This is a genomic window from Kaistella sp. PBT33-4 (assembly GCF_029194425.1).
Taxonomy (GTDB): Bacteria; Bacteroidota; Bacteroidia; order Flavobacteriales; family Weeksellaceae; genus Marnyiella.
Map to the genome: position 1 here is coordinate 19,690 of NZ_JARFYL010000006.1, position 20,707 is coordinate 40,396.

18 protein-coding genes are annotated in these 20,707 nt (G+C 47.2%); 13 read left to right on the top strand and 5 right to left on the bottom strand.

The genetic code is table 11. The features are described from left to right. Positions 1-290 precede the first annotated feature (290 nt). Entirely contained in the window at positions 291-2,375 is a 2,085-nt protein-coding gene (locus P0M11_RS12180) for a T9SS type B sorting domain-containing protein (RefSeq protein ID WP_275625924.1), read from the bottom strand. A gap of 839 nt (positions 2,376-3,214) precedes the next feature. Here P0M11_RS12180 and P0M11_RS12185 point away from each other — a divergent pair. The 12 genes from P0M11_RS12185 (at position 3,215) to P0M11_RS12240 (ending at position 13,920) form a co-directional block, all read left to right on the top strand. Beyond that, positions 3,215-4,273: a hypothetical protein gene (locus P0M11_RS12185; protein ID WP_275625925.1), complete on the top strand. Its 1,059-nt coding sequence runs from the start codon at positions 3,215-3,217 to the stop codon at positions 4,271-4,273. Positions 4,274-4,376: 103 nt separating this feature from the next. After that, the gene (locus tag P0M11_RS12190; protein WP_275625926.1) at positions 4,377-5,030 is read left to right on the top strand and encodes a DNA alkylation repair protein; all 654 of its coding nucleotides are present in this window, start codon (positions 4,377-4,379) and stop codon (positions 5,028-5,030) included. A gap of 83 nt (positions 5,031-5,113) precedes the next feature. Continuing rightward, positions 5,114-5,965, top strand: a complete 852-nt coding sequence (locus P0M11_RS12195; RefSeq protein ID WP_275625927.1) for a GLPGLI family protein — start codon at positions 5,114-5,116, stop codon at positions 5,963-5,965. 176 nt (positions 5,966-6,141) lie between these two features. Further along, positions 6,142-7,044, top strand: coding sequence for a universal stress protein (locus P0M11_RS12200; RefSeq protein ID WP_275625928.1), 903 nt, complete (start codon positions 6,142-6,144; stop codon positions 7,042-7,044). Positions 7,045-7,053: 9 nt separating this feature from the next. Further along, entirely contained in the window at positions 7,054-7,497 is a 444-nt protein-coding gene (locus tag P0M11_RS12205; protein ID WP_275625929.1) for a GNAT family N-acetyltransferase, read from the top strand. Then, positions 7,497-8,627, top strand: coding sequence for an alanine racemase (locus P0M11_RS12210; protein WP_275625930.1), 1,131 nt, complete (start codon positions 7,497-7,499; stop codon positions 8,625-8,627). The genes P0M11_RS12205 and P0M11_RS12210 overlap by 1 nt, the downstream gene beginning before the upstream one ends. A gap of 61 nt (positions 8,628-8,688) precedes the next feature. Beyond that, complete coding sequence (locus P0M11_RS12215) at positions 8,689-9,570, top strand: helix-turn-helix domain-containing protein (RefSeq protein WP_275625931.1); 882 nt, start codon at positions 8,689-8,691, stop codon at positions 9,568-9,570. Positions 9,571-9,701: 131 nt separating this feature from the next. After that, a complete protein-coding gene (locus P0M11_RS12220; protein WP_275625932.1) occupies positions 9,702-11,093 on the top strand; it encodes an MBL fold metallo-hydrolase in 1,392 nt (463 codons plus the stop codon). A gap of 5 nt (positions 11,094-11,098) precedes the next feature. Further along, positions 11,099-11,335, top strand: coding sequence for a hypothetical protein (locus P0M11_RS12225; RefSeq protein ID WP_275625933.1), 237 nt, complete (start codon positions 11,099-11,101; stop codon positions 11,333-11,335). 16 nt (positions 11,336-11,351) lie between these two features. Further along, entirely contained in the window at positions 11,352-11,648 is a 297-nt protein-coding gene (gene trxA, locus P0M11_RS12230) for a thioredoxin (protein WP_158064411.1), read from the top strand. 63 nt (positions 11,649-11,711) lie between these two features. Continuing rightward, positions 11,712-12,314, top strand: coding sequence for a TlpA disulfide reductase family protein (locus P0M11_RS12235; RefSeq protein ID WP_275625934.1), 603 nt, complete (start codon positions 11,712-11,714; stop codon positions 12,312-12,314). A gap of 76 nt (positions 12,315-12,390) precedes the next feature. Beyond that, positions 12,391-13,920 carry a SulP family inorganic anion transporter gene (locus tag P0M11_RS12240; RefSeq protein WP_275625935.1) on the top strand — a complete coding sequence of 510 codons (1,530 nt, stop codon included), beginning with the start codon at positions 12,391-12,393 and terminating at the stop codon, positions 13,918-13,920. A 272-nt stretch (positions 13,921-14,192) separates the two neighbouring features. Here P0M11_RS12240 and P0M11_RS12245 read toward each other — a convergent pair whose 3' ends face one another. The 4 genes from P0M11_RS12245 to katG all read right to left on the bottom strand — a co-directional run bounded on the left by P0M11_RS12245 (position 14,193) and on the right by katG (position 18,207). After that, the gene (locus tag P0M11_RS12245) at positions 14,193-14,618 is read right to left on the bottom strand and encodes an organic hydroperoxide resistance protein (RefSeq protein WP_275625936.1); all 426 of its coding nucleotides are present in this window, start codon (positions 14,616-14,618) and stop codon (positions 14,193-14,195) included. Beyond that, positions 14,615-15,055: a MarR family transcriptional regulator gene (locus tag P0M11_RS12250; protein ID WP_275625937.1), complete on the bottom strand. Its 441-nt coding sequence runs from the start codon at positions 15,053-15,055 to the stop codon at positions 14,615-14,617. Before P0M11_RS12250 ends, P0M11_RS12245 begins: the two co-directional genes overlap by 4 nt. A 15-nt stretch (positions 15,056-15,070) precedes the next feature. Further along, positions 15,071-15,703 (bottom strand): NAD(P)H-dependent oxidoreductase, encoded by a 633-nt coding sequence (locus P0M11_RS12255; RefSeq protein WP_275625938.1) that lies wholly within the window; start codon positions 15,701-15,703, stop codon positions 15,071-15,073. Positions 15,704-15,879: 176 nt separating this feature from the next. Next, positions 15,880-18,207, bottom strand: a complete 2,328-nt coding sequence (gene katG, locus P0M11_RS12260; RefSeq protein ID WP_275625939.1) for a catalase/peroxidase HPI — start codon at positions 18,205-18,207, stop codon at positions 15,880-15,882. A 217-nt stretch (positions 18,208-18,424) separates the two neighbouring features. Here katG and P0M11_RS12265 point away from each other — a divergent pair, with 217 nt between their 5' ends. Then, positions 18,425-20,548 carry a type IA DNA topoisomerase gene (locus P0M11_RS12265; RefSeq protein ID WP_275625940.1) on the top strand — a complete coding sequence of 708 codons (2,124 nt, stop codon included), beginning with the start codon at positions 18,425-18,427 and terminating at the stop codon, positions 20,546-20,548. Positions 20,549-20,707: the final 159 nt, after the last annotated feature.

Below are 20,707 nucleotides of genomic sequence, written 5' to 3' on the forward strand. Positions count from 1 at the left end.
ATTACACAGGTATACTGCCTGATACCGGGATACTAAGGAGTCAGAGGCAGGGCAAAAGAAAAAGTGACGTGTGGCCGTCAATGGATTCTGAGGAGATCCCTACGGGATGAAATAGGCTTCGATGCAGTCGGAGGAGATCCTTGCGGGATGAGGCTTCCGAGCGTCCCGGGGATCGCTGCGGGATGACAGAGTGACCGTTGGTGGACCTGTACAATCAGGAGATGATGAGTGAATAAAAAAAAGAAATCCGGCTCAGTGGTGAGTCGGATTTCTTTATAAATTAAAGTATGCTATTCTACGTTTTTAACAAGAATCCATCCTGAGTATTTCACCGGTGTCCCGGCAGCATCAGGCTCGTTCCAGGTTACCGTGTACCAGTAGGTGCCGGTTGAAATATTTCTGTCATTACGTCTGCCATCCCATTTATAGCCATTTGATCTGTCGGCTTGGTACACATTAATACCGTAACGGTCGAATATCTTTATCACCAGATTCTTTTTGTAACCCAATGAAGAATAATCAATGGCATCGTTTACCCCATCGTTATTCGGCGTAATCGCGTTAATCAGATTCGGCACCGTTACCTCTATAACAGCAGGCTCACAGTTGAAAGAATCCTTAACATAAATCATGTTTTTACCCCTTGGAACATTGGTAAAGACATTGGAATCCTGCCATATCACATTGTCCATAGAAAACTGGTAAGGCGGGGTGCCCCCCATTACATTCACGGTGATGGTGTTGTTTGAAATATCGATTGCTGAAACAACAGGAATGGGAGCTGGTGAAACGGTTACTGTCTGCGTGGTAACACATTCACCCAGGGTAAGTTTCACCCAGTAGCTGCCCACACTTATATTTGAAATAGCGGGAGTAGTTGCTCCGGTACTCCACAGGTAACTGCTGAATCCCGGACCGGCATCAAGTGTGGTGGTATCTTCGGGGCAAATGATTTTATCCTTTAAGACCGCCGAATGATTGGGAGGAGTTACATTAAGGGTGATTTCGGAGATCCCGGTACAGCCGTTCGGGCTTGTACCTTTTACGTAAACCACGGTAGTTGGCGAAATAAAAGCGGAGGGATTAGCGATGGCGTTGGTTCCGTTGGCCGCATCAGTATAGGAAGGATAGTAGGTTTTTGTGACTGTTCCCCCGCCAACTGCAGCACTGTTGAGATCAAACAGTCCTGTAGCTGGGTTTGTTTCAATGAAGCAGGTGGTAAGCGAAGCATCATTCATCACAACGGTAGGATAAAACTCCAGGGAAATGGTGCCGTAGTCCGTACAGCCGTGAGCGGTGGTAACATGCATATAAACCGCAGTAGGAGCTGCCGTGAAAAATGCAGCAGGATTGGTAATGGGATTTACGCCATTATTCATGTCACTTATTGTGCGGTAATATACCCGTGTGGCCGTAGGATCTGCAAACATGGCGGTTGAAACTGATGTAAGATCGAAGATGGCGGTACCTTCGTTGTTATTGTTACAGGCTTTAACTGTTGCATCGCTAACCGTGATGGCACCCTGCACAAAGTTGACAGTTCCTATTTCCAAACACTTATTTATTGGATTAAGCGGATTGGTAGGATCCGTATAGTGAAGTGCATAATAATACGTATTGGCAGTATTCACTGTAACCGTACCCAGAGGATTACTGTTGGTTAAAAGATCATTGGTGTTATTGTGGTAAGTTACGGTGAAGTTGGGATTTCCATTGACAATTCCCGCAGAGAGCGTGCTGAAGTCAAATACGCCCGGATTTGTACAGAGGGTAATGATCCCGTCCTGATTGGGACCCGGGGCAATAAAAGGGTTGGGACTGATTGCCGGGTTATTGTAAGGAGACGCCATGGTTGCCGTTCCTCCCCAGGTCAGTGAAAACGGTGCGGTAGTCGTACTTCCCGCTCCCACCCAGTTATCGATGTATAAATAATAAGTCTGACCTGCCGTAACATTTAGGTACTGACAGTATGGAGTGGTGGACCCTCCGGCAGCACTGATCACCGTACTTGTCATATTGAGACCTGTAGAAGCGCCAACGCCGATAACCGTGGCGGCATTACAGCGGATTGGCGAACCCAGGTTTCCGCAGGCGACATTCGGACCATAAATGGCCCAATCATAATCTGCTGCCGGATCAGTAGGAACAAGATCGAAGGTTAATGTTCCGCTTGTAGCAATCGTTATCTTATACCAGATGGAATTATGTTCACCGGTACTCAGACATCCTCCCAAAGGTTCATTGACCAAGCCAATACCGGAAGGACTGTAGGTAATACTAGAGTTTCCACAGACGGTTAATGCGGTAGAGCAATCTTCCTGGGAAAAAAAAGTTTGCGAGATAAGGAAAATAACGAGGAGTAAAGTTTTTTTCATATCAAATTTGGGTTTTATGGTTTAGTATCTATCAAATATAGAATTATTTATTATTAATACTTAAATTATTATACGATTTTCATAATTAAAAAATAAAATGACAAGTCATTCGGTTTAACCACAGAGACACAGAGAATGCACAGAGGTCACGGCGATTATGGATGTTGAATTTTGAATTTTAGATTCTGAATTATTTTGAATGGTTTCTTCATAACTTTCTAACCTTCTAACCTTCTAACCTTCTGGAGTCTTACATCTGAAATCTTTACTCTTTGCTCTTTGCTCTTTCTTCTAATTTACCACAGAGACACAGCGAATGCACAGAGGTCACGGCGATTATGGATATTGAATTTTGAATTTTAGATTCTGAATTATTTTGAATGGTTTCTTTATAACTTTCTAACCTTCTAACCTTCTAACCTTCAGGAGTCTTACATCTGAAATCTTTACTCTTTGCTCTTTGCTCTTTCTTCTAATTAACCACAGAAACACAGCGAATGCACAGAGGTCACGGCGATTATGGATGTTGAATTTGAATTTTAGATTCTGAATTATTTTGATTGGTCTCCTTATAACCTACCAACCTTCTGGAATCTGACATCTGATATCTAATATCTGATATCTGATATCTAACATCCTGCCTCAAAATCTCAAATACTCAAACACCCTGCTACATATCCACCTCACTCTCTAACCTTCTAACCCTAATTAACCACGCTGTCGCCAGGATATATTTAAAATTCACCCCACAGATCTCAGCAAAAATCATAAATTAGCCAGCCCTACCTCCTAACCTTAGCTTTACTTATAGGCTGGACGTCGGGATTCCCGAATAATTTATGCAACTGAACAACATCCTCTACAAAATAAGCCACTGGGAAAGCTGGGACTGGCGAATCAAATACATCCCAATCGTCCCGGTATGGGCCTGGAACTGCGCACGTGCAGGGTCGTTCTGGTTTTTCACACCCTCCAATCCTAAACTCGCCTTCGGCGGTTTTGAAGGCGTTACCAAGATGTCCATCTATGAACACCTGCCACCCGGAAGCTATCCGAAAAGCAGGCTGATTAAGGCCGGACAGGATTTCGCAAATGTAGAGCGGCTGGTGGCAGAGCGTTACACCTACCCTTTCGTTGTGAAACCCAATGTGGGCCGAATGGGCTTTATGTTCCGCATCATCCGCAAGCCGGAAGACCTAAGGGCCTATCATGAACTGATGCCTGTGGATTATATCATACAGGACCTCATTGAATTCCCCCTGGAAGTAAGCGTTTTCTACTACCGTTTGCCGGAGGATAAAAACGGTACCATCACCGGATTTATACGCAAGGAATTTCTGGAAATTACCGGCGACGGTCACTCCACCATGGACGAACTTATGGCCGCCAGTCCGCGCGTCTGTTTCCGCCTGGAAGAGATGCGCGCCAAGCATGCCGATAAGCTGGATCTGGTGCTGCAGAAAGGCGAAACCTTTTGCCTGAGCCATGCACTGAACCTCAGCCGCGGCTGTTCACTGGTGAGCCTGGAAAATGAGAAAGATGAAAGGCTGCTGAAGGTCTTCGATGAAATCAGCTCCTATTCCGACACCCTGTTTTATGGCCGCTACGACATTAAATGTGCCTCCATTGAAGACCTGAAGGCCGGCAGGAACTTTTCTATCATAGAATACAACGGTTGTGGCGCCGAACCGCACCATGTGTATGGCAACGGCAACACTTTTGCCCAGGCGTGCCTGATTTTGGCGCAGCACTGGAACATTCTGTACCGAGTCGCTCGCAGCAATTACCGCCGTGGCGCCAAATACGACAGCTTCAAAAAAGGCTGGAAGACAATGAAAGGGTGCCGCCGGCATTTCGCCAGACTCCGCCGGCTGGATGCCCATTTCCCGGACTCCTGAGCCCCGCACTCGCCATGGTCAGGTACGAAATTTCAGTATTCCTCCTATGGTAAGTCTTTAATTCTGTATATTTGATTTTCCTGAAGCTTTAAAACCAAAGCCTATGACTCAACTATCCGGTACGGCAGCCGAAATTTATGATCAGATCAAAGGCACGGATACCAAACTCGGTGACCTGCGCCAAATTGCTAAAAACATCAGAACCGATCATCCCCTGGCACTGGAATTATGGTCCACCGCGGAACTGTATCCGCGGCTGTTAGCGATTCTGATTATGGATAAGAAAGAACTCACGGAAACGGTGGTCCAACAACTTATATATGATATGGACAGCCACACCGGTACAGACCGTACCCAACTCGCCGACTGGCTGATGGCCAACCAGCTTACAAAAGATAAAAAAGGGCTTTCCATGCTGAATTCCTGGGAGCACCATCCTTCACCGCTACACCGCCGGCTGTTCTGGTACCATCAGGGCAGGTTGCGTTGGGTAGGACAGCAACCGCCGGCCAATACTGCGGCACTTCTGGAAGCTTTGGATGAAAGGATGGCTACCGAAGAAGCCGAAGTACAGTGGGCGATGAACTTCACGGCTGGCTGGATTGGTATATTTGATGAGTCCTACCGGCAAAGATGTATTGAAATTGGCGAAAGAACCGGCCTTTATAAAGACATGCCGGTAGCCCGAAACTGTGCGCCGGATTATCTGCCGGCCTTCATTGAATCGGAGCTGGCAAAGCGTAAGACGAAAAAATAGCCAACATCTTAGCGGCAATTGTATTATAGAATTTTCTTTTTAACAACGAATGGCTTGTTTACTGTACCTAATAATTAATTCTGATGAAAAAAACTGTATTCTCCCTGCTATGCATCCTTCTCGCGTTATCCTACAATGCACAGAGCCACCGCTTTCTCTACGAATATACCTTTAAAATAGACTCCCTGGACCGCAGTAAATCTGAAAAAGAACTGATGGTACTGGACATTGGAAAGGAAGGCTCACGTTTTTACAGTTTTGAGAGAGCACAGTATGACTCTGTCAGGGAGTCGGAAATAAAAAAGGCTATGCAGACAAAAGCAACGCATATAGATTTTACGCATATCCGTGATCGTTCAAAAGTCCGCAGCCGCGTAACCAAAAAATATCCAGACTACCAAACTACCCTGCATACAACCATCGGGTCAGATGATTTGGCTGTCCTGTACGAAGCTAAAATGGAATGGTCGATTTCGAAAGAAACCAGGACCATTAAAGGTTTGAAGGCTCAGAAAGCTACATGTTCACTTGCCGGCCGCCGGTGGACTGCATGGTATACTTCTGAAATTCCCTTGCAGGACGGCCCTTACAGATTCGCCGGACTCCCAGGCCTCATCCTTGAGATCAACGATTCAAAAGGAGATCACGTATTTACATTTGCAGGAAACCGTAAACATAAAGACTTGCGGCTGCAGGAGAACGAGAAAGGTATTCCTGTCTCGGAAAAAAAGTTTAACGAACTATGGAAAATATATGTTAAGGATCCAGCAAAATCTACACGTATGATATTGGCGGACCCCGATGTTAAGATTACGATGAGCGATGGTTCCGGCCGCATTATTCCTCAGGCAGAAATGATTCGCAACAATGAAATCAGGCTGAAGGAAAAATTGCAGAAGAATAATAATTTTATTGACCTGACTCTATACAGGTAGTTGTTATCAGAAGAACGGTTTTAACTCTTTTATTTTTGCCGCCCAACTTTCAATAGAAACAAACAAAGCTATTGTATAAGTAATTCATACCACGAAAGCGTGGGTTTTGTACATCTATCTGGCCTGTTTTAAGGTTATATTTGTCTACTGATAAGCAGACGCAAATATTGATGAAGATGAATACACCTGTACAAACACTGTTGGTACCGACAGACTTTACCGATAAATCCCGAAACGCCGTCAACCTGGCCGTTCAGGTTGCACTTCGGCATGAAGCGCGAATGCTGATTACCCATACCGTACCTGCCAATTTCATCATAGACCATACGGGAAGACAACTGATCGGCGGCGAGCGTGTTAGCCAGAACGTAGAAACTGCGGTGCGCGATCTTCGTACCCTTTATGAAGCCCTGACTGCGGAGTATCCTGCGCTCACACTGGAAACCCGTGTTACTACAGGCGAGGTATGCGACTCACTGAATGAACTGGCTCTGGAACTGGGTGCCGACCTCATCATCATGGGAACTTCCGGCGTGCAGAAATTCAGACAGGCGCTGCTGGGCTCCCACTCCTATTCTGTGCTTAACCGTGCTGTATGTTCGGTGATGCTTATGCCGGAATCCCGCACGCAGTACGAATTCAAAAAAATCCTTTTTCCGGTGCGGGCCGTAGATCATTTAGCGCTCAAGATGGAATTTGCGCTGGCCATTGCCAACAGAAATGAAAGCGAAATCAGCCTGATGGGTGTGGGCAATATGGATAATATGCCCGCGGTACGCGATGCCTTCCTGCAAATGAAGGAGCAGCTACAGCACAATGCTGAGTATTTTAATTCGAAACTGGTGCTAACTGCAGACAATGCTGAAATGATCAGCCAAACAACAGAATCCGAAAGCAGTGACCTGGTGATACTGAACTTCGAAGACGAGATGAAATGGAAATCACTTTTTTCCGAAAATTTCTTCAAGAAAATCATTAATGATACCGATACCGCACTGCTTTTTGTAAAACCTCGGAATCCGGAACCAATTCCTGTGGATATCAATTCCTACGACATCACACTTCCCATTCCGGGATAAATACTTATTATGACTGAATTTAAAAAATATACCGAAACAGAAAAAGCCACTGACCGGCAGATTGAGCAGATCGTTGACTTCCTGCATGACCATCTGGATCAGTACGGCGATGAAAAAGCAGATATTGAGAAATCCATCCTTTACGCGATGGGACATAACGGAAAACCGGGTGGCCTAGTGATTACCGCTGAAAATGCCGGGGGTCTGAAGGGCGCGGTGGTTGTCAATAAAACCGGTATGGAAGGTTATATTCCGGAAAACATCCTGGTATATATTGCCATAGACCGTGATACCCGCGGTACCGGACTGGGAAAAAAACTGATGCAGCAGGCCATTGAGTACAGTGATGGTGATATTGCCCTGCACTGTGAACCGGAAAACCCGGCCAAGCACCTGTACCATAAATTAGGTTTCACATCCAAATACCTCGAGATGAGGTTAAAAAAACACTAATGTCTTATATTTCATTAAACAGCGATAAACTTTTTCATAATTTTAATTTTCTTGACGCATTGTTCAGTCAACATCAGATTGACTGGGCAATTGTCGGGAAACTGCTTTGCGGAAACGCAACCTTCCTGAAGGTGCTGCTGGATATGACCGATAAGGAAATCTGCGATTCACGTCTTAGCAACCTGAAGACCATCAAGAAAATTTCTCCCGAAACCAATACCATCTATATAAAACCGCCAGCCAAGAGACTGGCGCGCAGCATTGTAAGATTTGCGGATGTAAGTTTCAATACAGAACTGCAGACGCTGAAAGCGCTTTCAGAACAGGCGGTAATTCAGGAAAAAACACACCGTGTTGTACTGATGCTGGAGATGGGTGAGCTACGCGAAGGCATTATGCTTAAAGACCTGATGGATTTCTATGCCCGGGTGCTGGAGCTTCCCAATATTGAAATCGTAGGTCTTGGAACCAATCTCTGCTGCCTGAACGGTATCCTGCCGGATGAAGACAAGCTGAAGACGCTGGCGTGGTGCAGAAATATCCTGGAGGATCAGTTCGGTCATAAAATACCCTATATTTCCGGCGGATCATCGGTTACGCTGCCGTTGCTGATCAGGGACGAAGTTCCCACAGCCATCAACCATTTCCGCATCGGGGAAACACTTTTCTTCGGTACCGATGTGTATGCGGACAAGCTGATCCCGGGAATGCATCAGGATGTCTTCACGCTGCATGCCGAAGTCATAGAACTTTCAGAAAAACCGCTCCTCCCCACCGGTACAGCGGGCACCAATCTGACGGGCGAAACTCCCGAATTCAGTGAGGAGGACAGGAACCGAAGCTCCGTAAGGGCCATTGTAGATGTAGGTTTACTGGACACCGATTACAATAATATTATACCCACGCAGCCTGGAATCAGCATTATAGGTGCCAGTTCAGATATGCTGATCCTGGACCTGAATGATAACCCGGGCGGCATAAAAGTGGGTGACACGCTGGAATTCAGCATGAATTACATGGCCGTACTGCGTGCTATGAATTCAGATTACGTTGATAAGACCGTGATTCCTCGTTCGGCGGCTCCGGACCTCGATGACATCACGAAATCCGGTGGTTTTTCCTATATTTAGTCAATTAAAGTTGGCGGATGCTTCATCAGGAAATGAAGTACCCTGACATTGACTGATCATTATGCCCGAATCCACTATCCCCACCCTGAACATCAGTACACTGAAGTGTCCCGTCTCTTTTGGGGGTGACTTTGGGATCCTGCCGTTGGATGCAACCCCGGTGCCTGATGTGCTTTCAACATCGGTGAAGACAAAATTCTATGCCCTTCTGATCCCGCTGGCGGGTACCGGCGAACTCATACTGGACGGCAATAGCCTAGAAATGCGGCGTGGGCGTGTGTTTTTCATCAATTACAGTCAGGTACTCCGATTCTTGCCGGCGGCTTCCTTTACGGGCAAACTTATTGTATTTACCCGGTCTTTCTACAACCTGATCTATACCGGCAACCGTAAAATTAAGAATGACACCGCTTTCTCGGGTCTTCCTGCTTTCGCCGACTTCCGGCGGGGAGATTTTGCTGATTTTTTGGCTACGGTGTCGGATTTCACCACTGAGGCGTCAAAACAGCAGGCGCTGAACCGGGAAACGGTGTGCCTGCTGCTGAAAGTGACCATGCTGAAGTTCATACGCGCCAGTGGTGGCGACAATTATATCGGTTTCAAAACCAACCGGACCCTGGCTTATGTGGAAGCTTTTGAAACACTTGTGAACCAGAATTTCCGACAGCTGAAGCGTACTTCCGAATACGCAGAAAAGCTGAATATCACACCAAACTACCTTAACTCCATTGTAAAAGACCGCCTGGACCTTACTGCTGAGCAGTACATCCGTAACCGGGTTATCCTGGAGGCGGAACGTCTGCTGCTGAACACCAGTCTTTCTGTTACCGAAATTTCCTTCGATTTAGGTTTCTCTGATAAATCCCATTTCGGAAAATATTTCCGTAAAGCTACCGGCCACAGTCCCAACCGCTTCCGTCACAAATTCGTGAACGGACAGTAGGTGCATTGTGCTTAACTCATTCGGCATCCGTCACCTGAAAGTAACATATGTTACGGTGCAGGCCTGAGTCATTGCTTAATTTTGCATCACTGAAAAGGAGTAAGTATTAAAAAATTCAAAAATATACAACTATGTTCTTTAAACACATTTACGACAAAAGTTTAGCACAGGCAAGTTACCTGATCGGCTGTCAGGCCACCGGTGAATCAATTGTTATTGATGCCAAGCGCGATGTGGATACCTACCTGCAGATTGCAAAGGAAAACAACCTTAAGATTACCCATATTACCGAAACACATATTCACGCCGATTTCCTGGCCGGTTCCAGAGAACTGGCGGCGCTTACCGGCGCGCAGATGTATCTTTCTGATGAAGGCGGCCCGGAATGGCACTATGAATTTCCGCATAAGGGACTGAAGCACGGCGATCAGATAAAAGTGGGAAATCTTACCCTGGAAGTTCTTCACACCCCGGGGCACACTCCGGAAAGCATCAGTTTCCTGTTAACGGACCATCCTGCTACTGATGAACCGGTGATGATCTTTACAGGCGACTTCGTGTTTGTAGGCGATGTGGGCCGGCCGGATTTACTGGAGAAAGCAGCCGGATATGCGGGGACACAGGAGAAAGGTGCTCATGAGATGTACGCTTCGGTGAAGGATTTTGCACAGTTGCCTGCCTTTCTTCAGGTGTGGCCTGGACATGGCGCGGGATCGGCCTGCGGCAAAGCATTGGGAGCGGTTCCAAGCTCTACGGTGGGCTACGAGAAAAAACGTAACTGGGCCTTCCAATATGAAAATGATGAGGATGGTTTCGTAGAATATCTGCTTGAAGGTCAGCCTGAACCTCCAAAGTATTTTGCGATGATGAAGAAGCTGAACAAAGTGGACCGTCCCCTGCTTACTGAAGTTCCCAAACATAAAGAACTCAGCAGCGAAGAACTTACAGCGGCTATGCAAAAAGGAATTACAGTTGTTGATACGCGCAACAAAGCGGATTTTGCAGAAGGATTTCTTCCGGGCAGCCTTAACATTCAGAATAACAACAGTCTGAGCACGTGGGCAGGATGGCTTCTTGACTATGAAAAACCTTTCATTTTAATTGCTGAAGAAGGTGACATGGAGGAACTGACCCGCAAACTGATGCGCATTGGACTGGATACTATACAGGGATATTTCCCCGTGGCCAAACTTTCTGAACTTGAACTCGAGAAAGCTGATGTGATTGATATTGAAGAATTCAAATCCTATATCGGACAACCTGATGTTCAGATTGTGGACGTACGCGGAAAAACAGAATTTGAAGCAGGCCATGTAAAGGGTGCCGAAAATAATTTTGTAGGTACTCTGCCGCAAAATCTGGATAAAATAGACCGCAATAAGCAGGTGGTGATTCACTGCCAGGCAGGTGACCGTTCTTCTGTAGCCTATTCTGTTTTGCGAAAAAATGGATTTAGAAATGTAAAAAACTATTCCGGCGGAATGAAGGAATGGAAGGAAAAAGGCAATCCCATAGTCTCGTAGGCAGCATGATAAGGATCATTCAAAACTGGACGCTTCTCCGGGCAGTACGCCTGGGCGTAGGGCTGCTGCTTATGGTCGAAGCTCTGCGGTCGCAGAACTGGTTTATGACAGCCGCAGCCGCGGTAGTTATCATCATGCCTTTGCTGAATATAGGCTGCTGCAACAACGGAGGTTGCGGAATACAGGCAGATAAAGTAACTGCAAAACCGCAGAAGGAGACAGATTATGAAGAAGTTATTTAACTAAAAAAATAAAAAAATGTCAAAATTCAATGAAGTGATCGCTCAGGACAAGCCTGTACTTGTAGACTTTTTCGCTGAGTGGTGCGGACCCTGTAAAATGCAGGCTCCCATTCTGGAGGAACTGAAAAAGAAAATCGGAGACCGGGCAACCATCATTAAAGTTGATGTAGACAAAAACCCGGCAGTTGCGGCTCAGTTTGGGATAAGGAGTGTTCCTACACTGATTATTTTCAGGAAAGGCGAGATCCGCTGGAAACAGTCCGGTGTATTTCCTGCCAACGAACTGGAGCGTCTCATCAGCGAAAATTATTAATATACACCAATATCAGGAGCTGCAGCGGAGATCTTAACTCTTCTGCAGTTTCTCTTTTACATTATGAACAAGGAAAAAACAAAAGAATGGTTTAAAAAAAACTGGAGCACCGCCTTACTCACAGCTTTCCTGGCCGTTATACTCATCAGTCCTGACGCAAAAACCTGGTTTATGCGGCAGGTAATTTCAACTGGTGTAATGAATCTCACCCTGCAGGACCAGATTAAAGAATCTAAGGGCAAAACTATAGGCGAAATTGCGGACTTCAGAGTTCAGGACGAGGATGGCCGCTTGGTAAGTACACAGGACTTAAAGGGCAAAGTGGTCTTTATGAATTTCTGGGCATCCTGGTGTCCGCCCTGCCGGGCAGAATTTCCATCCATACAGAAATTCTACGACCGTTATAAAGATGATAAGGATGTGGTCTTCCTTACAGTAAACCTGGACGATCAGCCCGACGCCGGCAGGAATTATCTGGATAAGCAAAAGTATACCCTACCATTATTGGTTCCGGCGTCCGCCATTCCGGCGGCTTATTACACAGGTTCGCTTCCGACCACCGTTGTTCTGGATAAAAAAGGTGCTATACGGCTGCACCACACCGGCATGGCCGATTACAGCAAGGACTCATTTTACAAAAAAATTGATAAGATGCTGGCAGAGTGAGGCTGATGAAAAGCCACATTCCTGCGGTGCTCAAACATCATTAAAACCCTTACTTTTGCAGGATTGTTCCTGAAAGATGAAAAGCGTACTGAACCTGTTCGATTTTAGCCAAAAAGTAAATTACCGTACGGAAATCCTGGCAGGCCTTACCGTAGCCATGACTATGATCCCGGAATCCCTTTCATTTGCCATACTGGCGGGTTTTCCGCCGCTTGTGGGACTGTACGGCGCCTTTATTATGGGTGTGGTGACAGCGGTATTCGGTGGCCGGCCCGGTTTGATTTCCGGGGGTGCCGGCGCCACGGTGATCGTACTCATCGCCCTTATGAAATCTCACGGTCTGGAATATGTTTTTGGGGCTGTGGCACTGGCCGGTGTAGTGCAGATTGCTGTGGGATTGCTGAAACTCGGAAAATTTGTGCGGCTGGTCCCTCAACCTGTGATGTTTGGTTTTGTAAACGGTCTGGCCATCATTATCTTCATGTCTCAGTTTGAGCAGTTCCGTACTGTGGTGAACGGAGAAATTACCTGGCTTCGCGGAACTCCCCTCTACATCATGTCTGCTTTGGTGGCATTGACAGTTGCAGTAGTCCTTGTGTTTCCCAGAATCACAAAAAAAATACCTTCCTCGCTGGCGGCCATTGCGGTTGTTTTTCTGCTGGTGATCGGCTTTAACATTGACACCAAACAGGTGCAGGATATCGCCTCGGTAAGCGGCAGCCTGCCGCCCTTTCATATTCCGCAGATACCGTTTACGCTGGAAACGCTGCAGATTATCTTTCCCTACGCAGCAATTATGGCCGCTGTAGGACTTACCGAGGGTTTACTGACGCTTAATTTGGTTGATGAAATTACCGGAACCAAAGGAAACAGCAACCGGGAATGCGTGGCGCAGGGCGGTGCCAATATCCTGAACGGATTTTTCTACGGAATGGGCGGCTGTCCAATGATAGCCCAAACGCTGGTAAACCTTTCGGCCGGCTCCCGAGCCAGACTTTCCGGAATTGTAGCGGCTTTAACTATCCTGATTATTATTCTGGTGGGTGCCCCGGTTATTGGTAAACTACCTGTTGCCGCACTTGTGGGCGTAATGATAATGGTGGCTGTAGGTACATTCGAGTGGGCCAGCCTCAGGATCCTGCGCCGCATGCCGCGTTCCGATATTTTTGTGATGATCGTGGTTACAGGCATCACCGTTATATTGCATAATCTGGCTTTAGCGGTACTTATAGGCGTCATCATTTCAGCATTGGTCTTTGCCTGGGATAATGCCAAACGCATCCGGGCGCGCAAACATGTGGACGATGACGGAGTGAAGCACTATGATATTTACGGACCTTTATTCTTCGGTTCGGTGGCCGGATTTGCCGAGAAATTTGACCCGCAGAATGACCCTCAGCAAGTGATCATTGATTTTGCCGAGAGCCGCGTAGTGGATATGTCGGCCATAGAGGTACTGAGCAGCCTTACGAAAAGGTATCATCAGCTTGGCAAAACCGTGCGTTTGCAGCACCTGAGCCCGGATTGCCGCCAGCTGCTGAAAAATGCCGAAGCCATCATTGAAGTAAATGTAGTGGAAGACCCTACTTACAGGATTCCGGTATAGACAGGCACTGATTAAGAAATAACTTCACTTTTTAATTTTGAGTTAAGTTATCAGTTTCCAGGCGGTCTGCGCGGACTCCTGCTGCGTGATTCAACTTAGGAAACTTTGTAAACAAAGCTAAAGAAGACCGTTCTTTGCATTCGGGAAAGTGCGCCGAAATATAGCGTTGCAGCAACTCATGGTGGTGACTGTTCATAAGGGAAACAAATGCTTCAAAAACAAAAACCTTTCAGAATTTCTTCCGAAAGGTTTAAGTTAAAGCGTTTACGAATTTATCCCCTGTTGGACACGGTCAGTTTTACATCCATATTATTTCGCGTGGCATTGGAATAAGGACAAACTTCATGCGCTTTCTCCACCAGTGACTGCGCTTCCTCCAGGGATACTCCGGGAACGTTGACCTCAAGTTCAGCCGCCAGACCGAAACCACCATTGTCAATCTGGCCAATGCTGACTTTTGCGGTTACAGAAGTTTCACCGGTTCTTACCTTTGCAAGTCTGCTTACCTGTTTCAGCGCGCTGTCAAAACAGGCCGAATAACCTGCGGCAAACAGCATCTCAGGATTAGCATAATCATCATTGGCGCCGCCCAGAGCCTTAGGCATGCGGACCTCCATGTCGATCAGTCCGTTATCACTTTTTACATGGCCGTCGCGGCCTCCTGTGGCAGTGACATTTGTGGTATATAATGTTTTCATAACTGTTTTTGTATTTGATTAATGATTTTGTTAAGGGTGATTTTCAGGGCGTTAAGTTCTTCCACCTCCACATCTATATTTTTCAGCATTTTAGCCGGGATGTCCAGGGCTTGCTCACGAAGCGACCTACCGATGTCGGTAAGAAACAGATGCACCACCCTTTCGTCATCAGTACAGCGCGTACGTGTCACAAAACCCTTTAACTCAAGCCGTTTCAGCAGAGGGGTCAGCGTGCCGCTGTCCAGAAGGAGGCGGCTGCCCAGGTCGCAGACTGCAAGGCCGTCCTGCTCCCACAGAACCAGCATCACCAGATACTGGGGGTAGGTTAAATCCAGCTCCTCCAGCAGCGGGCGGTAAAGGCCGGTAATCTCCCGGGAAAGAGCATACAGGGGAAAACACAACTGCTCGTTCAGCAGCAGGGAATCAGTGGTGCCCATATCTTTATCTTTATGTTATTTTCTGATGATGAATTCCTCCATCGGCAACCTTACCTTTTTCATGGACGAAAGCCAGTCTTTTTCAGCATCGCGGTAACCCAGGTAAAGCAGTGTCACACTCTTCAGTCCAAGTTCCGGAAGCCCCAGGATATCATCAACAACATCATTGCTGAAACCCTCGGCGGGCGTACTGTCTATCTTAAGTTCTGCCGCCTGTGCCATAGCTAGTCCAAGAGCAATATATGTCTGTCTGGCGGTATGAGCAAAATGCTCAGCCGGTGTCTGTGCGCCGTAAAGCTGCTTCAGCAGGTCTGTATAACTTCCAAAACGGCCGCGCGGCAATTCCCGTACATCAGTATGGTAATCGTACACGGCGTCTATTTTCTCTGCGGAATATTCGTCCCAGGCAGCAAATACCAAAACATGCGAACAGTCGCTCATTACCTCCGGATTCAGTGCACCCTTAACCATCTTCTCTTTCAGTTCCTGATTCTCCACCACGATCACGCGGAAAGGCTGCAGCCCGGAGGATGTGGGAGCCAGACGCGCTGCCTCAAGGATGCGGGTTAAATCCTGTTCTGAAACTTTTCTGTTTGGATCGTACGCTTTAACAGCATGTCTCCAGTTTAAATCTTCTATTAATGACATTTATTTGAATTTTGTTGATTGTTACTTCCTGTGTCCAGCATATTCATTGAACGGTACAAAGGTACAGCTTAATTATATTGTGCACAATTTAATTGTAGCAAATGTATAGTAGACAGATTCTATCAGGATAGCAAGTCAATTCAAAAAAAATCCCCTCAAAAATGAGGGGAAGATATTTAAGCCAAATCATATCGGTCGGCATTCATAACCTTAGTCCAGGCTTTAATGAAGTCTTTTACGAAACGTTCTCGGTTATCGTCCTGTGCATAGAATTCAGCATAAGACCTCAGAATGGAATTCGAGCCGAAAACAAGGTCCACACGGCTGGCTGTCCATTTCACCTGGCCGGATTTCCGGTCGGTGATATGATAAAGGTTATCGGTTACAGGTACCCACTTAAAGTTCATATCAGTAAGGTTGATGAAGAAATCATTGGACAGTGTGCCGGGTCTGTCTGTGAAGACACCCTCCCTGTTTCCGCCATAATTGGTATCCAGGACACGCATACCTCCGACAAGAACCGTCATCTCAGGTGCGGTAAGACCCATCAGTTGGGTACGGTCCAGCATCAGTTCCTCTGCGGAGACCACATAATCGGCTTTCAGCCAGTTACGGTAACCGTCGTGTACCGTTTCCATCTCGTCAAAGGATCCGGCGTCTGTCATTTCCTGGGTGGCATCACCTCTGCCGGGCGAAAACGGCACCTCCAGTTCATAACCCGCCTCACGGACCGCCTGTTCCACGGCGGCCGTTCCCCCCAGCACAATAAGGTCTGCCATGCTCACCTTCACACTGTAATTCTGCTGAATACCTTCCAGCACACGCAGAACTCTGGCCAGCCTTTCAGGTTCATTGCCCGCCCAGTTTCGCTGCGGTTCCAAACGAATACGCGCACCGTTTGCGCCTCCCCGGTAATCGGAACCACGGTAAGTCCGGGCGCTGTCCCAGGCTGTGGTAATCAATTCTGTACGGGTGAGTCCACTGTTCAATAGTTTTTGTTTCAGTTCATCAATCTGATCATTGCTCAGTGTATAATCAGGAATCGGTATTGGATCCTGCCAGATAAGGTCTTCGGCAGGCACATCAGGACCGAGATATCGCGATTTAGGACCCAGGTCGCGGTGGGTCAGCTTGAACCAGGCGCGGGCAAAAGTATCCGAGAAATAATCAAAATCCTTGTGGAAGCGTTCCACAATCTTGCGGTAACCGGGATCTACTTTCATCGCCATATCGGCATCAGTCATCATGGGATTCCTGCGAACATCGGGATTGTGGGCATCCACAGGTTTAAGTTCTTCCGGAAGATTCACCGGTTCATACTGATTGGCACCGGCCGGGCTCTTGGTCAGCCTCCATTCATGGTTGAGCAGAAGGTCCAGATATCCATTATCCCATTTTGTGGGATGAGTGGTCCAGGCACCCTCCAGTCCGGAGGTGACGGTATCTTCGCTGTGTCCTTTGCCTTTGGGATTCAGCCAGCCAAGACCCTGGGCATGCAGACCTTCTTCTTCGGGATCGCCGCCCAAAACGGAAGCATCACCGTTACCGTGGCATTTACCTACGGTATGACCGCCTACGGTAAGCGCAGCCGTTTCTTCATCATTCATTGCCATACGGCTGAAGGTCACCCTTAAGTCTGCCGCCGTCTTCAGGGGATCCGGATTACCGTCTACCCCCTCGGGGTTTACATAAATCAGACCCATCATAACAGAAGCCAGGGGATTTTCGAGTTCGCGGTCGCCGGTATAGCGGCTGCCCTCACTGCCTGTTGGCGCCAGCCAGTCCTTCTCGGCTCCCCAGTAAATATCTTTCTCAGGATGCCATACATCTTCGCGCCCGCCTGCAAAGCCAAAGGTTTTAAACCCCATGGATTCATAGGCCATGTTTCCGGCTAAAATAATCAGGTCGGCCCAGGAAAGTTTATTGCCGTATTTTTTCTTGATGGGCCATAGAAGCCGTCTTGCTTTGTCCAGGTTCACATTGTCCGGCCAGGCATTGAGCGGCGCAAAGCGCTGACTGCCCGTGTTACTGCCGCCACGACCGTCTGCAGTTCTGTACGTTCCGGCCGAGTGCCAGGCCATACGGATCATGAGACCGCCATAGTGGCCCCAGTCTGCCGGCCACCATTCTTTGCTGTCGGTCATCAGCGACTTCAGGTCGGATTTCACCGCTTCCAGGTCCAGCTTTTTAAATTCGTCGGCATAATTAAATTCTTCGCCGAACGGATTGGTCTTTCGGTCGTGTTGTGAGAGGATATCAAGGTTCAGCGACTTGGGCCACCAGCTCATCACATTCTTACTGTCTTCTGTATTGGAACCATGAATAACAGGGCATTTTCCACTGCCCAGACTCGCACCGGCCACCGGAATTGGATTCTCTTCGTTCTGACTGTGGATGGTTTCGCCCTGCTGAGGGTTGTTCTCCACCGGTTGATTGGCCTGCTCCATGGCCTCCTGAGCTTTCTGCCCTTCATGGTGAGGGCACTTTCCGTCTGAGTTTGTCATTTTGCTTGTTTTTACCAAAGTTAGGATTAATTCGTAGCTGTGCAGTCATCAAATTCATAGTTAATCATCATTCTTATCATAGATACCGTGAATAAAAACAATCAAATTAATATAAATCGTCTATTACATACAGCAAAAGCACCGTAATCAAAGTTGCGGCATTCTGCAGATTAATAAAAATTGCTGAAATTTGCGGACATTCTTAATGCTGCCGAAAATGAAGTTATGTATTGCTGAGAAACCCAGTGTGGCCCGCGATATTGCCAAAGTGCTGGGCGCGCACCAGGCCCGTGCGGGTTATATGGAGGGAAACGGTTATCTTGTGACATGGACTTTCGGGCATCTTTGCACCCTCAAAGAACCTCATGATTACAGTCCGCATTATAAATCCTGGGACCTGATCTTCCTGCCCATCATTCCAAAAAATTTCGGCATCAAACTCATTCCCAATCCTGGAGTGGAAAAACAGTTCCGTGTAATAGAGGAACTGGTGGAACAGTGCACGGAGGTAATAAACTGCGGGGATGCCGGTCAGGAAGGCGAACTGATACAGCGCTGGGTGCTGCAGAAGGCCCGGTGCAAAAAACCCGTGCAGCGCCTCTGGATTTCTTCACTGACTGAAGAGGCTATTTTGGAAGGATTTGCCAATCTGAAACCCGCTGAGGACTACCACAACCTATATCTGGCAGGAAACGCAAGGGCGGTGGGCGACTGGCTTCTGGGCATAAACGCCACCAGGCTTTTTACAAGGAAATTTGGCGCTAACCGCGGCGTACTGTCTGTTGGCAGGGTGCAGACACCGACACTCGCAATGCTGGTTCAGAGGCAGAAGGAGATTGATGCATTTACTTCTGAAGAATATTGGGAACTGAAAACAGTTTACCGGGAAGTCCAGTTTACGGCGGCCATTGACCGTCTAAAAACCAAAGAAAAGGCAGAGAAAGGACTGGAATATCTGAAGCAGCACCAGTTTGAAATAGTTTCCTTTGAAATAAAAGAGGGTAAAGAAAAAAATCCCCGCCTGTTCGACCTTACGGCGCTGCAGGTGGAAGCCAACCGCAAATACGGCTTCTCGGCCGAGAACACTTTAAAGTACATCCAGAGTCTTTACGAGAAAAAACATACAACCTATCCGCGTGTTGACACCACTTACCTACCCGACAGCCTTTATCCGAAAATTTCCGGAATCCTGAAGTCAATGACTTTTTACAGTGAGTTTACGGCACCCCTGCTGGCCGGAGAACTCCCCAAGACCAAGGCGGTCTTCGATGATTCCAAAGTGACCGACCATCACGCTGTCATTCCTACTGAAATCACACCGGGAACCACGCTGCCCCGTGAGGAGAAACTTATTTACGATCTGGTGGCAAAGCGGTTTATCGCCGTATTCTATCCGGAATGTAAGATTTCAAACACTCTGGTAGAGGGTAAAGTGGGTACCATACCTTGCAGGACAAGTGGCCGGCAGGTGCTGGAACCCGGCTGGCGTTCGGTGTACGCAAAAGATAAAGCAGAAGTCTCAGAAAAATCCGGAGCAGAGGCAAAGGTCGAAGAGCAGGAGATCCCGGAATTCAAAGCGGGTGAGACAGGTCCGCATTATCCGCTGGTGCATCAGGGAAAAACAAGCCCGCCGAAACCTTATACTGAGGCTACCCTGCTTCGCGCCATGGAAACGGCCGGAAAGCAGGTAGAGGACGAAGAGCTGAGGGACATGCTTAAGGCCAACGGTATCGGAAGACCTTCTACAAGAGCCAACATCATTGAGACGCTTTTCAAAAGGCAATATATTGAAAGGAAAAAGAAGAACATTTTTGCCACCCGCACGGGCATGGACCTTATAGACACCATAGATGATGAAGTCCTGATGAGTCCGGAACTCACAGGCGAATGGGAATATAAACTCAGAAAGATTGAAAGCGGTGAATATGAAGCCAATGTTTTCCGGGAAGAGCTGGTGACTATGGTGACCAACCTTACCCGAAAGGTAATTAGTGAAAAAACCCGAAGCATTTCGTTTGAGGAAGCTCCTGCCGCACAAAAAAAAGAAAAGACTGTCCGCAAGAATCCGGTACCAGAATGGACTGAAATAAAATGCCCTAAATGTAAGGAGAACCACCTGATTAAAGGCAAGACGGCCATAGGATGCGTAAGACACAGGGAGTGCGGCTTCAAAATACCCTTTGTCTGCTTCGGAAAAAAGCTTACAATGAAACAGATTCATGACATTGTCGCTAAAGGCAAATCAGGAAAACTGAAAGGATTTAAAGAACATCCTCAAGGCATTACTGAGGGCTTGCTGATATTAAGAGAAGATGGCGGTGTTGAGCTACTCGCCGGATAAGTGCTTCAACTTCAGCAATAAAAATTTTCCGTTGATTACACTATTCTTTATCGGCACTTCACCCTTCGCTTCCTGTAAAATTCGTAATTATTTAAAAATATTACCTTTGCAGCTTCGCGGCCGGCAGGCCGTCATATTTTTATAATGAAAGGGATACAA

Bases quoted from the DNA above. Each gene is read 5' to 3' on its own strand.
- P0M11_RS12185 (WP_275625925.1), top strand. From the start codon at position 3,215: ATGCAACTGAACAACATCCTCTACAAAATAAGCCACTGGGAAAGCTGG.
- P0M11_RS12195 (WP_275625927.1), top strand. From the start codon at position 5,114: ATGAAAAAAACTGTATTCTCCCTGCTATGCATCCTTCTCGCGTTATCC.
- P0M11_RS12235 (WP_275625934.1), top strand. From the start codon at position 11,712: ATGAACAAGGAAAAAACAAAAGAATGGTTTAAAAAAAACTGGAGCACC.
- P0M11_RS12180 (WP_275625924.1), bottom strand. From the start codon at position 2,375: ATGAAAAAAACTTTACTCCTCGTTATTTTCCTTATCTCGCAAACTTTT.
- katG (WP_275625939.1), bottom strand. From the start codon at position 18,207: ATGACAAACTCAGACGGAAAGTGCCCTCACCATGAAGGGCAGAAAGCT.
- P0M11_RS12205 (WP_275625929.1), top strand. From the start codon at position 7,054: ATGACTGAATTTAAAAAATATACCGAAACAGAAAAAGCCACTGACCGG.
- P0M11_RS12245 (WP_275625936.1), bottom strand. From the start codon at position 14,618: ATGAAAACATTATATACCACAAATGTCACTGCCACAGGAGGCCGCGAC.
- P0M11_RS12190 (WP_275625926.1), top strand. From the start codon at position 4,377: ATGACTCAACTATCCGGTACGGCAGCCGAAATTTATGATCAGATCAAA.
- P0M11_RS12240 (WP_275625935.1), top strand. From the start codon at position 12,391: ATGAAAAGCGTACTGAACCTGTTCGATTTTAGCCAAAAAGTAAATTAC.
- P0M11_RS12200 (WP_275625928.1), top strand. From the start codon at position 6,142: ATGAATACACCTGTACAAACACTGTTGGTACCGACAGACTTTACCGAT.
- P0M11_RS12210 (WP_275625930.1), top strand. From the start codon at position 7,497: ATGTCTTATATTTCATTAAACAGCGATAAACTTTTTCATAATTTTAAT.
- trxA (WP_158064411.1), top strand. From the start codon at position 11,352: ATGTCAAAATTCAATGAAGTGATCGCTCAGGACAAGCCTGTACTTGTA.
- P0M11_RS12215 (WP_275625931.1), top strand. From the start codon at position 8,689: ATGCCCGAATCCACTATCCCCACCCTGAACATCAGTACACTGAAGTGT.
- P0M11_RS12250 (WP_275625937.1), bottom strand. From the start codon at position 15,055: ATGGGCACCACTGATTCCCTGCTGCTGAACGAGCAGTTGTGTTTTCCC.
- P0M11_RS12265 (WP_275625940.1), top strand. From the start codon at position 18,425: ATGAAGTTATGTATTGCTGAGAAACCCAGTGTGGCCCGCGATATTGCC.
- P0M11_RS12220 (WP_275625932.1), top strand. From the start codon at position 9,702: ATGTTCTTTAAACACATTTACGACAAAAGTTTAGCACAGGCAAGTTAC.
- P0M11_RS12225 (WP_275625933.1), top strand. From the start codon at position 11,099: ATGATAAGGATCATTCAAAACTGGACGCTTCTCCGGGCAGTACGCCTG.
- P0M11_RS12255 (WP_275625938.1), bottom strand. From the start codon at position 15,703: ATGTCATTAATAGAAGATTTAAACTGGAGACATGCTGTTAAAGCGTAC.